Below are 14,173 nucleotides of genomic sequence, written 5' to 3'. Positions count from 1 at the left end.
AGTATCCATGAGCGCGTCCGGGCATGTCAATCGGCGGTTTCCTGTAATGCTTTAATCAATGGATGAAACGTAGTTTTTACGCGCTGAAACGCAAAACCCCGCCTTGAAGCGGGGTTTTGCGTTTCAGGGGAAGCGAACTTAGCGGCCGAAAATGGTGTTAATCAGGAAACCGATGGCCACGCCCGTGCACAGGCCGCCGGCGATTTCCACCAGGGTATGGCCCATGCGCTCGCGCAACCAGGTATGCGCGGGGCTGGCCGCTTCCTTGGCCAGGCGGTTGATGGCGGCCGCCTGCTTGCCCACGTGCTGGCGCAGGCTGTTGGCGTCGATGATGACGATGAAAGCCAAGGTCACTGCCACGCCGAAGGCGGGATGGCCGATGCCTTCGCGCAAGGCGATCAGGGTCGCCATGCTGGACACGACGGCGCTATGGTTGCTGGGAAAGCCGCCATTGCCGACCAGGCCGAACGCCCATTGCCGCGTGCGGACACTGTTGATCAGGAATTTGATCGGTCCGACCAGGATCCAGGTGATCAGGGGCGTGACGAGGTAAGCGATATCCACGGGGTATTCCTTCTTATATATGTATAGGGTGCGTCAGGGGAGACAGGCGCGCCGCAATTATCGCAGAACATCCGCGCCAGCAGAACTGTCTTCCGTCGGCCTATAAAACGCCGCCCCCGGCGGCAACTAATATAAAATCATGGCATATACAACAATTGACGTATATCAACACCGAGTGCGGCGCGTACAGCGGCGCGGATAATCAAACGTCTTCATATTTGCAACGGGGTACTCATGCGGCATTTCAGAATTTCCTTTTTAGTCACTTTTATCCTGATGGCAGTATCAGGCTGGTGGGGTTACAGCCATAGTGGCATGCCGGGCCTGATCCAGGCGCTGTGGATCACGGGCGTGCTGGGCATCATGGAAGTGTCGCTGTCGTTCGACAATGCGGTGGTGAATGCCTCGGTCTTGCGTCACTGGAATGAATTCTGGCAAAAACTGTTCTTGACGGTAGGTATCCTCGTGGCCGTCTTCGGCATGCGGCTGCTGTTTCCATTGGTCATCGTTTCCGTCGCCACGGGCCTGGGCCTCGTCGACGTATGGACCATGGCCACCACGACGCCCGATGTGTACGCCAAGCACCTGACGGACAACCATGCGCAAGTGGCGGCCTTCGGCGGCGCCTTCCTGCTGCTGGTGTTCCTGAACTTCCTGTTCGACGACGAGAAGGAATTGCACTGGCTGGGCTGGGCCGAGGAAAAAGTCAACGCCCTGGGCACCGAAAGCCTGGCCGTGCTGATCACCATGGGCGCCGTGGCTGCCTGCGTGGCGATGGGCCCCGTGGAACAAAAATACAGCGTGCTCGCGTCGGGCATCGTCGGCATCGCCGTCTACATCGGCGTGAACTGGATCAGCGGCTTGCTGGAAGAAGGCGAACCGGACTTGCAGGATGACGCAGAAGAAAGCGCCGCGCCGGCCAGGAACGGCAATGGCGACCTGGTAAAAACCGTGGCGCGCGGCAGCATCGGCGGCTTCCTGTACCTGGAAGTGCTGGACGCCTCGTTCAGCTTTGACGGCGTGATCGGCGCGTTCGCCATCACCAACGACGTCGTCATCATCATGCTGGGCCTGGCCATCGGCGCCATGTTCGTGCGCTCGATGACGGTATACCTGGTGCACAAGGGCACGCTGGACGAATTCGTCTACCTCGAGCACGGCGCCCACTATGCGATCGGCATCCTCGCCTTGATCATGCTGGCGTCCGTCAAGTACCATATTCCGGAGTGGTTCACGGGCCTGTCGGGCGTGGCCTTCATCCTGGTCTCGCTGTGGTCATCCTTGCGTTATCGCAAACGGCACGCGGCACAAGCTTGAAATCGGGGGTTCCACCCCCAATTGAGAGAGTAATGGCACGAGCGCCTTGCGCTCATCCCATGAAGGCATGTCTAACAACGCCTGACAAAACCGTAGCGAGCGGAAGGAAGTTGTGGCAGAGAAGCGCAACTGTACGAAGGTACAGTGAGCATCGCAGGCCGCAAATTACGACGCGCAGTAGGTTTTGATTGGCGTTTTGAGTTAATTACTGAAAAGGAGCACCACATGGCAATCAGTTTGCAAAAAGGCGGCAACGTCAACCTGAGCAAGGAAGCACCGAACCTGAAGAAGATCATCGTCGGCCTCGGCTGGGATCCTCGTTCGACGGACGGCGCCACCTTCGACCTTGACGGTAGCGCTTTCCTCCTGAAAAGCGACGGCAAAGTCCGTGGCGACTCTGACTTCATTTTCTACAACAACCTGAAGTCGACCGACGGTTCCGTCGTCCACACGGGCGACAACCAGACGGGCGAAGGCGAAGGCGACGATGAGCGCATCGAAATCGACCTGACCCGCGTACCAAACGACATCGACCGCATCAGCATCACCGTCACCATTCACGACGCCGACGCGCGCCGCCAGAACTTCGGCATGGTCTCGAAAGCCTTCATCCGCTGCCTGAACGCGGAAGGCGAAAAGGAAATCGCCCGCTACGACCTGTCCGAAGACAGCTCGACGGAAACGGCGATGATCTTTGGCGAAATCTACCGCTACAACGGCGAATGGAAGTTCAAGGCCATCGGCCAGGGCTTCAACGGCGGCCTGGGCCCACTGGCCCGCTCTTTCGGCGTCAACGCCTAATTCACACTCGTTAAACCTACTGCGCCGCTCACTTTCGGGCCTGCGTTGCTCGCTGTACCTGCGTACAGCTGCGCGACTTAACCCGAAATCGAGCTTGCTCGCTACGGTTTTCCGAGGTGAATTATCTTAATGTCATATCATTACTGCCGCCTGCACAGTTCAGGCGGCTTTTTTTTGGAGATTTATCATGCCAGTATTTAGTGTCACGGGCGACGTCGATCCTTTCCTCCACGTCAGCATGAAACAGGGCGAAACCATCTATTGCGAATCCGATGCGATGGTGATGATGGAAACGGCGCTGGACTTGAAAGGCAAGATGACGGGCGGCCTGGGCAGCGCCATCATGCGCCGCTTCGCGAATGGCGAATCGTTCTTCCAGCAGCACATCGAAGCGGTGCGCGGCAGCGGCGATTGCCTGCTCTCGCCCACCCTGCCGGGCGCCATCGAAGTGGTCGACGTGGGCGCGCGCCAGTACCTGCTCAACGACGGCGCCTTTGTCGCCGCCACCTCGGGCACGGAAATGAAGGTGCGCACGCAAAGCATCGGCAACGCATTGTTCGCCCAGTCGGGCGGCTTCTTCGTCATGGAGACGGCCGGCACGGGGCAAGTGGTGGTGTCGGGCTTCGGCTCCATGTTCCAGCTCGACGTCGAGCCAGGCAAGGATGTCGTGATCGACAATTCCCACGTCGTGTGCTGGGACAATAGCCTGAAATACGAGATTTCCGTGACCACGGGCGGCGGTTCGAGCGGCGGCGGCATCGGCGGCTTCCTCGGCAATATCGTCAACAGCGTGACCAGCGGCGAAGGCATCGTGCTGCGCTTTTCCGGCTCGGGCAAGGTGTTCATCTGCTCGCGCAATCGCGATGCATTCCTCAAATGGACAGCATCCGGCAAGGCCGGCTGATTCCCCCTCCTCTCTAAGGCCAGGTTAAGTCTGGCCGCTTAGAATCCCCGCGCGCGCACCTGCGCGCGGCTTCCCCCTATTTCCACCCGGTCCCCGTACATGCAAAGAGTCTGGTTCAACAAAACATTTTCCTCCGTCGGCACGGCCATGCGCCTGATCCGCGAGGCCGATATGGCCGCGACAAACGGTGCGCCCCGCTATCACCTCGTATGCAGCAATACGAACGCGCACGCGGCCGCCTTCCTGGCGGCCCACGAATACGCGGTCGAACCGTCCGGCCTCACGGGTCTCGATTATGTCGAGTGGTGCCTGGAATTTTGCCGCGACCGGGGCATCACGATTTTCTGGCCCGGCAAGGAAGCAGGCCTGATCGGCAGCGCCAGCGCGCGCTTCGCCGCCATCGGCACGCGCGTGCTCAGCGTGGCCAGCGAAGAGACCTTGACCCTGATGCATGACAAGGCGCGCTTCTGCGACGGCCTCGATCTGCCCATGGCGCGCCCTGCCGACTACCGCGCCGTCACAAACATCGCCGAATACGACGCCGCCTGCGCCGAACTGCGCCCGCTGCATCGCAAGCTGTGCATCAAGCCGTCCGAATCCGTGTATGCCCTGGGCTTTGCCATCCTTGATGAAGAGCGCACCGGCGCCCAGCTGTTGCTGGCCGGCGCCGCCTACCAGATCAATGCGCAAGAGCTGCGCAACGGCCTGGCGCAGATGGAAACGTTCAAGACCCTGCTGCTGATGGAATACCTCGATGGCCACGAATACAGCGCCGACTGCGTCGCCGACCAGGGCAAGCTCATTTGCGCCGTGCCGCGCAAGAAGCTGCACGGGGGCGGCAGCGGCCAGCTGATCGAGCTGCGCGCCGACTTGCTGGCGGCCTGCGACAAACTGGCGCGCGACTACCGCCTGAATGGCGTCTTCAACATCCAGTTCCGCGAAGGCGCGAATGGCCTGGCCTTGTTGGAGATCAATCCGCGCATGTCGGGCGGTATCGGCATGGCGTGCGCGGCCGGTCCCAACCTGCCCTACCTGGCGCTGGCCGGTTTCGACCAGGGTTTCGACAAGCTCACCGTGCCCGCCATCCAGGAAGGCATGCGCGTGGGCGAAGCCGCCTACGCCGTGGAGCTGCCATGAACCTCGTCAAGCAGCAGATGCCCACGGGCGAACTGACCTTGAAAGTGGACGAGGCGCGCTTTCCGCTGGATTGGCTGATCGGCTTTGCCGCGCGCGCCAACGCCAAGCGTGGCTTTTTGTTCCTGTCCAAGGTGCTGGGCAAGCACTGGCCCGTCACGCCGCGCGCCATGCAAACCATCCACGACGACCTGGCCGCGCAGATTCCCCCCAGCCTGCCCGGTCCCGTGGTCTTCATCGCCATGGCGGAAACGGCCGTCGGCCTGGGCCAGGGCGTATTCGAGGCGTGGCTGCGCGCGAACCCGAATGGCAAGGCCCTGTTCTTGCACAGCTCGCGCTACCGCGTGGGCAGCGTGCCCTTCTTCGAATTCGAGGAATCGCACAGCCACGCGCCGCGCCAGTTCCTGCATTTGTCGGACGCGGCCAGCGCCCTGTTTTCCACCGCTCGCAGCCTGGTGCTGATCGACGATGAAGCGTCGACCGGCAACACCTTCGCCAACCTGGTGCAAGTGTGCCGCGCGCGCTATCCGCAGCTGGAAAAGCTGCACCTGGGCGTGATCACCAATTTCATGGGCCAGGCAGCCAACGCGGGCTTGAGTGAGCGTTTCGGCCTGCCCACCAGCATCGGCGCAGCCTTGTCCGGCCAGTACGCCTTCCAGGCCGGCGATGCGCCGGCACCCGTGGCGGCCAGCGCGCAGCGCTTCGAGGCGAATGCGGAACGGGGCGCCAGCCCCGCCTTCGGGCGCATCGGCGTGGGACGCGCCTTGAATCCGCCGCAAGGCCTGGCGGTGCAGCTGGCGCAGGAAATCGGCGCCGGCGACTCCGTGCTGGTGCTGGGCACGGGCGAATTCATGCATCCATCGTTCCTGCTGGCGCGCGAATTGGAAAGCCTGGGCAAGAACGTGGTGGTGCAATCGACCACGCGCTCGCCCATCCTGTCGTGGGGTTCCGTCGGCCACATCGTCCGCTGCGACGACAATTACGGCGAAGGCATCGCCAATTACCTGTACAACGTGGCGCCTGGCCAGTACCAGCACGTTTTCATCTGCCATGAAACCCCGGCCAGCCCGGCCCTCATGCAACTCGCCGGCCAGCTCAATGGCCGCCTGTTCCACTTTCAGTCAGAGACCAAAATTGAAGAAATTCCTGTTTGTTGATCTGGACGACACACTGTTCCAGACCCCGAAAAAATGCGTCGGCGAGACCGATCTGCAGCCAGCCGCCTACCTGAAAAATGGCGACGCCTGCTCGTTTACGACGGCGCGCCAGCGCGCCTTCTTTGACTTTGCGCAAAGCGGCATGACCCTGATTCCCGCCACGGCGAGAAATGGCGACGCCTTCCGCCGGGTCGACCTGCCGTTTACCAGCTACAGCGTACTCGATTACGGCGGCATCGTGCTGCAGCCGGGCGGCGCACTCGATGCGGGCTGGCTGTCCCTGATGCAGGACGACATGCAGACGGCCTTGCCCGGCCTGCGGGACGCCATGCGCATCATCGACGATTTCCAGGCCAAAACGGGCATGCCCTCGCGCGCGCGCCTGATCGAGGACTACAACACGCCGTTCTACATCGTCGTCAAGGACCATGAAGCGCGCGGCGAGCGCCTGGCCGACATCGAAGAGCAGGTGCTGCAGCAGTGGATCGCCACGGAAGGCAGCGACTACTTCATCCACCGCAACGGCAACAACCTGGCCGTGCTGCCGAAGACCCTGAACAAGGCGCGCGCCGTGGCCTACCTGCGCGCGGAACTGGAAGCCGAACACGGCCCCATCGTCAGCTTCGGCATGGGCGACAGCCGTTCGGACGCCCGCTTCATGGCCGCCTGCGACTACGCCATCATCCCCAACGGCACCCAGCTGGCGGCACTCACGGTGGCGGCGCTATGAACAAGCAGCATTTCAGCGGCAGCTACCGCCAGGAAGACGTGGAGTTCCTGCTCACGCCGATGGCGCTCGAACCCATCCTCGACCTGGCCGAAAAAGAGCGTCTGATCCAGTCGGGCCAGCGCCACTACAGCGAAATGCTGTCGCCGGAATCCCTGCCCTCGCCCGCCTACCTGGCCCTGTTCCAGAGCGCGTTCGCGGCCAACCGCCTGCAGATGGCGCGCGACTGCCTGCGCCTGGCGGCCCTGATCGCGGCGCGCCGCGCGGGGCCCGTCACGCTGGTGTCGCTGGCGCGCGCCGGCACGCCCGTGGGCGTCATCCTGGGCCATTTGCTGCGCCAGGTCTTCCAGCGCGAGTGCCAGCATTATTCCGTCTCCATCATCCGCGACCGCGGCATCGATGCGAAAGCCTTGCAGCACATCCTGGCGCAGGGCCATGGTGACGCCTCCCTCGTCTTCGTCGATGGCTGGACGGGCAAGGGCGTGATTTCGCGCGAACTGCGCCAGACCGTCAACGACTTCAACGCCGCCAATGGCACGGCGATCGACGGCGGCCTGTTCGTGCTGTCTGACCTGGCCGGCACGGCCGCCTGCGCCGCCTCGGCCAGCGACTACCTGATCCCGTCAAGCATTTTGAATGCCACCGTCTCGGGCCTGGTCAGCCGCTCCGTGTTGAATGAAGCCATCGGCCCGGACGACTTCCACGGCTGCGTGTATTACGCGCAGTTCGAACAGCACGACCAGTCGCGCGCTTTCGCCGATGGCCTCGTGGCCGACGCCATGGCGATTGCCGCCAGCAGCGGCATCCCGCTGGCCGAAGCGAGCGATGCGCCAGCCATGGCGGCCCGCTCGCAAGCCTACATGGCCGCGGCGCAGCAGGAATACGGCATCAGCGACATCAACCTGATCAAGCCAGGCATCGGCGAAGCGACCCGCGTGCTGCTGCGCCGCGTGCCCGAGCGCCTGATCGTGCGCGACACGAATGCGCCGGACGTGGCACATTTGCTGCTTCTGGCGCAGGAAAAAGCCATACCCGTCACAGTAGAACCGGCGCTGCCTTACCAGGCGGTCGCCCTTATCAGGAGCGCAGTCGATGGATAACAACTCCCTACACCCGCAAAGCGAGCATAAGGCGGCGCTGGGCGCCTCCATGTATGTGCCGACCACGCACAAGGATTTGCTGGCGATCGCCAATGGCGACAAATTCAGCCATTTGCGTTCGGTCATACTTTGCACCGAAGACGCCATCGCCGAACGCGACCTCAGTTACGCGCTGTTCAATTTGTCGCTGGCGCTGCAAAACATGGGCGCCGAATCGGACACCTTGCGCTTCGTGCGCGTGCGTAATCTCGAAGTGCTGGCGCGCGTGCTGTCCATGCCCGGCGCCGACAAATTGAGCGGCTTCGTGCTGCCCAAGTCCACACGCCACAACTTCGCCGCGTATTTCGAGCTGGTGCGCCACACGCACCATTTGCTGATGCCGACGCTGGAAACGGCTGAAGTGTTCGACGACGAGGAAATGAAGCAGTTCCGCCTCCTCCTGTCCGCGCCGGAAGTGCGCCGCCGCATCCTGGCCTTGCGCATCGGCGGCAACGATCTGCTGGCCCTGCTGGGCTTGCGCCGCCCTACCAGCGGCACCATCTATTCAACCCCGCTGGGACAGGTCATCGGCCGCCTGGTGACCATCTTCAAGCCGCACGGCTTCCAGCTGACGGCGCCCGTCTTCGAGCACCTGTCGCAAGGCAGCTGGCTGGACGCCGAAGTGGCGCAGGACATGGCGCACGGCATGATCGCCAAGACGGCCATCCATCCGGACCAGGTGCCGCAGATCGAACGCCACTACCAGGTGGCGCAGTCGGACATCGAACTGGCGCTGCGCATCATCGATCCGGACAGCCCGGCCGTGTTCCGCATGCAGGAATCGATGTGCGAAGTGGCCACGCACAGCAGCTGGGCGCAGCGCATCATCGAGCAGGCGCGCCTGTTCGGCATCCGCCACGCGGCCGACACGGCGCCGGCGCACGCACCGACTACCTCATTGACTCAACTCTCAAGCGACGAAGGGATTGCACGACCATGACCAATTTCACACGCGGACAAAAAGGCAAACTGGCTGACCTGGGCTTGAATGGCCCGTTTGCCGTCACGCTCGATATCGTATCGGGTTCGATGGAAGTGGACGTCAGCTGCTTCGGCGTCGATGCGGCCGGCAAGCTGTCGGACGACCGCTACATGGTGTTCTTCAACCAGAAAAGCGCGCCGGACAACGCCATCACGGTGGACTTGAACGGCCCCCGCTCCACCTTCCAGGTGGACCTTTCCCGCCTGCCTGCCTCGATCGACAAGCTGGTCTTCACGGCGGCGACGGAACAGGGCAGCATGCGCGCGCTGGGCAATTCCAGCATGGCGCTGGGCCAGGCGGCCACGTTTGCCTTCACGGGCAATGACTTCCAGGACGAAAAAGCCGTCATCATCGGCGAACTGTATCGCCGCGACGGCAGCTGGCGCTTCGGCGCCGTGGGCCAGGGTTTCGCGGGCGGCCTGGCGGCGCTGCTGAAGCACTTCGGCGGCAGCGAGGCGGCGCAATCGTCCCCGGCACCGGCTCCCGTTCCCGTGCCCACGCCGGCAGCCCCGCCGGCGGCGAATAAAATCTCGCTGTCGAAGATCCGCCTGGAAAAGCGCGGCGACAAGATTTCGCTCGACAAGCGCGACAGCGGCGGCTATGGCCGCATCCGCGTCAACCTGAACTGGAACCAAAACGCGTCGCAAGGCCAGGCGCCCGCCTCGAAACTGGACACGGGCTTCCTCGGCAAGCTGTTCAACAAGCCGGCTGGCCGTGCGGGCGGCATCGACCTCGACATTGGCTGCCTGTTCGAAATGAGCGGCGGCGCCAAGAGCGCCGTGCAGGCGCTGGGCAACAGCTGGGGCGCATATGACCGTCCGCCGTACATCCACCTGGAAGGCGACGACCGCACGGGCAGCGTCAGCAGCGGCGAAAACATCTTCATCAACGGCACCCATTTCGACCAGATCAAGCGCGTGCTGGTCTACGCCTTCATCTACGAAGGTGTGCCGAACTGGGCCGCCACGGATGGCGTCGTGACGATCGAAATTCCCGGCCAGCCGACCGTGGAAGTGCGCCTCGACAGCGACAGCCAGCACGCCATGTGCGCCATCGCCATGCTGGAAAACCACGGCGGCAACCTGCAGGTGACAAAATTGGTGGAATACTTCGGCGGCCAAGGTAAAATCACGGCGCACCAGGCGATGGACGAGCGCTACAACTTTGGTCTCAACTGGAAAGCCGGACGGAAAGATTAATTCTTTCTCCAATTAAACAATTCACCTCCCAACATGACCCCAACGACCAAAAAAGTCACCTTCGCCTTCGCCATCTTCCTCGTGGCCGGCTTCCTGCTGCTGGCAGCCTACACGTGGATGGCCCTCAGCTTCTCGTACTCGGAAGGCGAACGGGCGGGCTACCTGCAAAAGTTCTCCAAGCGGGGCTGGATCTGCAAGACATGGGAAGGTGAATTGCTGCTGACGGCGCTGCCGGGCACCATCCCGGAAAAATTCCAGTTCAGCGTGCGCGATGAAGAAGTGGCGAAGCAATTGACGGCCGCGGCCGGCAAGCGCATCCTCGTCACCTACAGCCAGCACAAGGGCGTGCCCACGCAATGCTTCGGCGAGACGGAATATTTTGCCGATAAAGTCGTATTGAGCCAGTAATAAGACAGCAATACGACCGCAAGTCCAGCAGTCCCGCGCCGGCCAGCCTTTCCAGGCCGGCGCCTCACACATTCCACTTTCTTGTACACTTGTGACAATTTCTGGCTGAACAGTTTACAAATGTAGTCAATGTGCAAGATTCTTGTGCCATCGCATGTCGCTCCGCCAGCCGATCGTTAGCGTGTATTCACCCGTCACTGGAAACGTCATGCGCATACCATTCATCGCCCTGGCGCTGCTGGCCGCCTCGCCCCCCCTGTCCGTCCGGGCACAGGACTTGTCCGGCATGGCCGGCGCCCTGAAAGTCAGCTCGACCAGTGAGCGCACCTTTGTGGCCGCCGTCAGCTACACACAGCCCGTGGGCAACTACAATGCCGTCAGCCTGTCCTACATCAACGAGGGCCATCCGCAAGACCATCACCGCGACGGCATGGCGGGCCAGGCCTGGCTGCGCACGAAAAAAGTGGAGCAAGGCCTGATGCTGGGCGCCGGCGTGGGCCGCTACTTCTTCTTCGACACGGCCAGGACCGACGACGGCCTGCATAACTTCGACAATGACCACGGCTGGGGCTCCATCGTCAGCCTGCAGGCGCGCTGGCAATTCGACAACCGCTGGTATGCGCAAGCGCAGCTCAACCGCATCAAGCCGGACGGCAAGGACAACACCACGCACCTGCTGATCGGCGCCGGCTACCGCTATGACGGCGTGCCGGGCGCCAAGCTGCACTTGCAGAACTGGGCGTACGACGACACCTTGACCTTGGCGACGGGCCACACCATCGTCAACAGCCTGCGCTCCGAGTCCTCGCGCCCCTTCACGCTGGAATACCGGCGCGCGGCGGGAAAATACGTGGACTGGACCGTCACCGCCCTCGATGAAGGCAACACCGACCTGGCGCACCGGCGCGGCGTGGCCGCCCAGCTGTGGCTGATCCGCTCGCTCAATGAAAAGGTGGAATTCGGCATGGGCGGCGGCCCCTACGTGGCGTGGGACGGGCGCGACACCCAGGGCCACGGCACGCGCCTGACAGGCTTGCTGTCGGCCGCGGCCCGCTACCACGTCGACCGCCGCTGGGTGGCGCAAGTGGCGTGGAACCGGGTGGTGACGGATTACCACCGCGATGCGGATGTGCTACTGGTGGGGGTGGGGAGAAAATTCTGATGGAAAAACGTAAAAAATCTTCTCTTCCACTAAAGTAACGATATCGAACAAAACCGTAGCGAGCGGCATTGATTTGTGGCTGAGAAGCGCAACCGTAGTTCCAGTATGGAGAGCATCGCCAGCCGCAAAGCGCGCCGCGCAGTAGGTTTGCTTCGGTATCCTGCCTAGCGCGAGCGCCAGACGGCTCCCGCGTCATTCGGCTGCGTCAGGCGCTCGATCACTTCGCGCGTCAAGCTGGCCGAGCTGACTTGTTCGGCTTTCGCGCGGGCGGCGCTCAAGGAGCTGGAAAACGCGCTTTGCGGCTGCTCCAGGCTGGCGCGCAGGGCGGCCAGTTCGCGCTCCTGCTGCTGCGCGCGCGCCGTTTCCATCTCCAGCAATTGCTGCTTGGCCTCGGCCATCGCGCGCGTCGTCTCGGCTGCCTTGCGCTGCAGGGCGGCGTGGGCCTGGGCACTGGCCAGCAAGGCTTGCTGCGCGGCAAGCTTCTCGCTGGCAGCCTGCTGTGCGGCCAGTTCCAGCTGCTCGCGCTGGCGCATGGCGTCCAGCGCCTGCTGTTCCAGCACGGCGCGCGCGTCGGCTGCCGCCGTCGCCTGCTTTTCCGCTTCCAGGCGGCCCGCGATGGCTTGCGAGGCGCGCTCTTCGGCGCCGCTGGTCTGGCGCTGCTGCACCAGTTTTTGCGCAATCAGCGCCAGCGACTCGCGTTCGGCCGCGACGAAATCGCGCTCGGACGCCAGCAGCGCTTCGGCGGCTTGCGCCTTCTCTTCTTCCACGCGGGCGCGCTCGCTGTGCACCTGCCCCAGTTCCACGGCCAGGCGCGCCTGCGCCTGCACGGCTTGCGCGGCGGCGGCTTTCTGCTCGCCTTCGACCAGCGCCTGGTCCATCAGGATGCGGATCGCGTCGGCTTCCTTCTGCGCCGCTTCCCGCAAGGCCTGTTCGGCCGCATGCTGGCCGCGCAGCAGTTCCGCCTGCGCGCCTTCGGCGGCGATGCGTTCCTGCGCCGCGTTGCACGCCAGCGCTTCCGCTTCCAGTTTCTCTTTCAAGGCGGCGATGGCGGCTTGTTCGGCGGCCAGGCGTTCCTGCTCGGCCTGCAGCAGCTGCTCGGCCTGCAAGGCTTTTTCCTGCGCCAGTTGCGCTGCCTGTTCCTGCGCGGCTAAAGTTGCTTTTCCGGCATCGACCTCGGCCTGCTCGGCGTCGTTCTGGCTGGCGGCCAGTTCCGCCGCCTGGCGCGCCAGTTCGGCCCGTTCGTGCGCCAGGCTGGCGGCGCGCTGCTGCTCTTCCAGTTCGCGGGCAGCCGCCACGGCGGCTGCCTGCTCGGCCGCTTCGCGTGCCTTGGTCTGTTCCAGTGCGGCCGTTTCCGCCTCCAGCTTGGCGTGGCCGGCGATTTCCGCATCCTGTTCGGCGGTCACGCGGGCCAGCGCCACGGCGCGCAGCTGGCGGTCCACCTCGATGCGCGCCTCGGTGGCGGCCAGGATGCGCACGTCGGCATCACGGCGCGCCTGCGCGCTGGCCACGGCGACCATCTCCAGGCGCTCGCGGTGGATGGCCGCGTCGCGCAATTCCTTTTCCGTCTGCAGGCGCAAACGCAGGGATTGCGCCGCATGGCGTTCCGATTCCGCCTGCGCCAGCGCGATGGCTTCGCGTTCCTGCTCCAGGTGCGCCAGCGCGCGCGCTTCTTCCAGGGCACGCACTTCGGCGGCGGCGCGGTTGAAGGCCGATTCCAGCGCGATCTGGTCGGCGCGCTCGCGCTGCACCGTCAAGTCCAGCGCTTCGCTTTCCGCTTCGGCCAGCATCTGCGCCGTCTGGCGCGCGCCGTGCGCATGGCGCTCGCGTTCACGGGCCAGCACGGCGACTCTGGCGTCGGCCGAGGCGATGCCCACCATTTCTTCCTTGGCCGCCTGCACGGCGGCGACGCGCTCGACGGCCTGCAGGCGCGCCTGCTCCGTCTGTACTTGCAATTCTTCAGCGGCGCGGGCGGCCTGTTCAGCCAGTTCCGACTGCACGGCCACTTGCTCGCTGGCGCGCAAGCGGCTTTCCTGTTCGGCGCGCGCACGCTGTTCGGCGGCCAGGCGGATTTCATTGTCCGATTCCACGCGGGCGCGCAGTTCCGCCGTTTCCTGCTTGACGGCTTCCAGGCGGGCCACGCTGGCTTGCGCGGCGGCGCGCATGGTATCGAGACGTTCGCGGTTGGCGGCAATCGCCTCTTCGGCGGCCTGCGCATTTTGCTGCGCGGCGGCAGCGGCGGCGGCGTCGATGGCGGCGCGGTCCTCGGCCAGCGAGCGCACGCGCGCCTCGGCCAGCGCGCGGCTTTCGGCGGCGCAGGTGGCCTTCGCTTCCGCTTCCACGCGGGCAATCGCCTCGTGGATGGCTTTCAATTCCATTTTCTGGCGTTCGGCGGCAGGCGCCTTGGCGTCGGTTTCCGCTGCCGGTTCGGCTGGCGGCTGGGGCGCAGGGAGCTCAGCGGCGACTGGAGCAGCAGGCACGGGCGCCTCGGTCTTGCGCTCCAGGTCCTTAAAATCATGCAGCGAGACCATGCTGTCCTGGTCGAACTCGTCGTCGGCGGAATACGCGACGGTGAGGGAGGCGGCCTGGCGCCGATTTTGCTGTGCTTGCATGATTTCTCGCTTATTCGGGTGAATTCCGTTGCTTATGGGAATTTATTACCACCATTATCGAACAGGCATG

13 protein-coding genes are annotated in these 14,173 nt (G+C 63.7%); 11 read left to right on the top strand and 2 right to left on the bottom strand.

The window, feature by feature from the left end:
* Positions 1-138: 138 nt before the first annotated feature.
* A complete protein-coding gene (locus O0879_RS22805) occupies positions 139-564 on the bottom strand; it encodes a divergent PAP2 family protein (RefSeq protein WP_289918902.1) in 426 nt (141 codons plus the stop codon).
* Positions 565-798: 234 nt separating this feature from the next.
* Between O0879_RS22805 and O0879_RS22800 the strand changes: the two genes are divergently transcribed.
* The 11 genes from O0879_RS22800 to O0879_RS22750 all read left to right on the top strand — a co-directional run bounded on the left by O0879_RS22800 (position 799) and on the right by O0879_RS22750 (position 11,494).
* The gene (locus tag O0879_RS22800) at positions 799-1,881 is read left to right on the top strand and encodes a DUF475 domain-containing protein (protein WP_289912190.1); all 1,083 of its coding nucleotides are present in this window, start codon (positions 799-801) and stop codon (positions 1,879-1,881) included.
* Positions 1,882-2,106: 225 nt separating this feature from the next.
* A complete protein-coding gene (locus O0879_RS22795) occupies positions 2,107-2,682 on the top strand; it encodes a TerD family protein (protein WP_099664994.1) in 576 nt (191 codons plus the stop codon).
* Positions 2,683-2,869: 187 nt separating this feature from the next.
* The gene (locus tag O0879_RS22790; protein ID WP_289918900.1) at positions 2,870-3,586 is read left to right on the top strand and encodes a TIGR00266 family protein; all 717 of its coding nucleotides are present in this window, start codon (positions 2,870-2,872) and stop codon (positions 3,584-3,586) included.
* Between the two features lie 99 nt (positions 3,587-3,685).
* Positions 3,686-4,723, top strand: coding sequence for an ATP-grasp domain-containing protein (locus O0879_RS22785; protein WP_289918898.1), 1,038 nt, complete (start codon positions 3,686-3,688; stop codon positions 4,721-4,723).
* Positions 4,720-5,877 carry a phosphoribosyltransferase domain-containing protein gene (locus O0879_RS22780; protein WP_289912193.1) on the top strand — a complete coding sequence of 386 codons (1,158 nt, stop codon included), beginning with the start codon at positions 4,720-4,722 and terminating at the stop codon, positions 5,875-5,877. The genes O0879_RS22785 and O0879_RS22780 overlap by 4 nt, the downstream gene beginning before the upstream one ends.
* Positions 5,855-6,607, top strand: coding sequence for an HAD family hydrolase (locus tag O0879_RS22775; RefSeq protein WP_289918897.1), 753 nt, complete (start codon positions 5,855-5,857; stop codon positions 6,605-6,607). The genes O0879_RS22780 and O0879_RS22775 overlap by 23 nt, the downstream gene beginning before the upstream one ends.
* Complete coding sequence (locus O0879_RS22770; protein WP_289918894.1) at positions 6,604-7,704, top strand: cysteine protease StiP family protein; 1,101 nt, start codon at positions 6,604-6,606, stop codon at positions 7,702-7,704. Before O0879_RS22775 ends, O0879_RS22770 begins: the two co-directional genes overlap by 4 nt.
* On the top strand, positions 7,697-8,683 hold the full coding sequence (locus tag O0879_RS22765) for an HpcH/HpaI aldolase/citrate lyase family protein (protein WP_289899329.1): 987 nt from the start codon (positions 7,697-7,699) through the stop codon (positions 8,681-8,683). The genes O0879_RS22770 and O0879_RS22765 overlap by 8 nt, the downstream gene beginning before the upstream one ends.
* Complete coding sequence (locus O0879_RS22760; RefSeq protein ID WP_289918892.1) at positions 8,680-9,924, top strand: TerD family protein; 1,245 nt, start codon at positions 8,680-8,682, stop codon at positions 9,922-9,924. The genes O0879_RS22765 and O0879_RS22760 overlap by 4 nt, the downstream gene beginning before the upstream one ends.
* A gap of 33 nt (positions 9,925-9,957) precedes the next feature.
* On the top strand, positions 9,958-10,332 hold the full coding sequence (locus O0879_RS22755; protein WP_046682297.1) for a hypothetical protein: 375 nt from the start codon (positions 9,958-9,960) through the stop codon (positions 10,330-10,332).
* Between the two features lie 208 nt (positions 10,333-10,540).
* Positions 10,541-11,494 (top strand): hypothetical protein, encoded by a 954-nt coding sequence (locus O0879_RS22750; RefSeq protein WP_289918890.1) that lies wholly within the window; start codon positions 10,541-10,543, stop codon positions 11,492-11,494.
* Between the two features lie 164 nt (positions 11,495-11,658).
* On the opposite strand, the gene O0879_RS22745 is transcribed toward O0879_RS22750, so the two are convergent.
* On the bottom strand, positions 11,659-14,103 hold the full coding sequence (locus O0879_RS22745; protein ID WP_289918889.1) for a hypothetical protein: 2,445 nt from the start codon (positions 14,101-14,103) through the stop codon (positions 11,659-11,661).
* Positions 14,104-14,173 lie beyond the last annotated feature (70 nt).

The organism is Janthinobacterium sp. SUN120, from assembly GCF_030397735.1.
Lineage (GTDB): Bacteria > Pseudomonadota > Gammaproteobacteria > Burkholderiales > Burkholderiaceae_D > Janthinobacterium > Janthinobacterium kumbetense.
The sequence above is the reverse complement of the archived record's forward strand: the minus strand, read 5'-3'. Positions and strand labels throughout refer to the sequence as shown.

What these genes read in the sequence shown, in the direction of transcription:
- O0879_RS22770 (WP_289918894.1), top strand. Translation starts at nt 6,604, where the DNA reads ATGAACAAGCAGCATTTCAGCGGCAGCTACCGCCAGGAAGACGTGGAG.
- O0879_RS22780 (WP_289912193.1), top strand. Translation starts at nt 4,720, where the DNA reads ATGAACCTCGTCAAGCAGCAGATGCCCACGGGCGAACTGACCTTGAAA.
- O0879_RS22800 (WP_289912190.1), top strand. Translation starts at nt 799, where the DNA reads ATGCGGCATTTCAGAATTTCCTTTTTAGTCACTTTTATCCTGATGGCA.
- O0879_RS22785 (WP_289918898.1), top strand. Translation starts at nt 3,686, where the DNA reads ATGCAAAGAGTCTGGTTCAACAAAACATTTTCCTCCGTCGGCACGGCC.
- O0879_RS22745 (WP_289918889.1), bottom strand. Translation starts at nt 14,103, where the DNA reads ATGCAAGCACAGCAAAATCGGCGCCAGGCCGCCTCCCTCACCGTCGCG.
- O0879_RS22760 (WP_289918892.1), top strand. Translation starts at nt 8,680, where the DNA reads ATGACCAATTTCACACGCGGACAAAAAGGCAAACTGGCTGACCTGGGC.
- O0879_RS22750 (WP_289918890.1), top strand. Translation starts at nt 10,541, where the DNA reads ATGCGCATACCATTCATCGCCCTGGCGCTGCTGGCCGCCTCGCCCCCC.
- O0879_RS22790 (WP_289918900.1), top strand. Translation starts at nt 2,870, where the DNA reads ATGCCAGTATTTAGTGTCACGGGCGACGTCGATCCTTTCCTCCACGTC.
- O0879_RS22795 (WP_099664994.1), top strand. Translation starts at nt 2,107, where the DNA reads ATGGCAATCAGTTTGCAAAAAGGCGGCAACGTCAACCTGAGCAAGGAA.
- O0879_RS22755 (WP_046682297.1), top strand. Translation starts at nt 9,958, where the DNA reads ATGACCCCAACGACCAAAAAAGTCACCTTCGCCTTCGCCATCTTCCTC.
- O0879_RS22765 (WP_289899329.1), top strand. Translation starts at nt 7,697, where the DNA reads ATGGATAACAACTCCCTACACCCGCAAAGCGAGCATAAGGCGGCGCTG.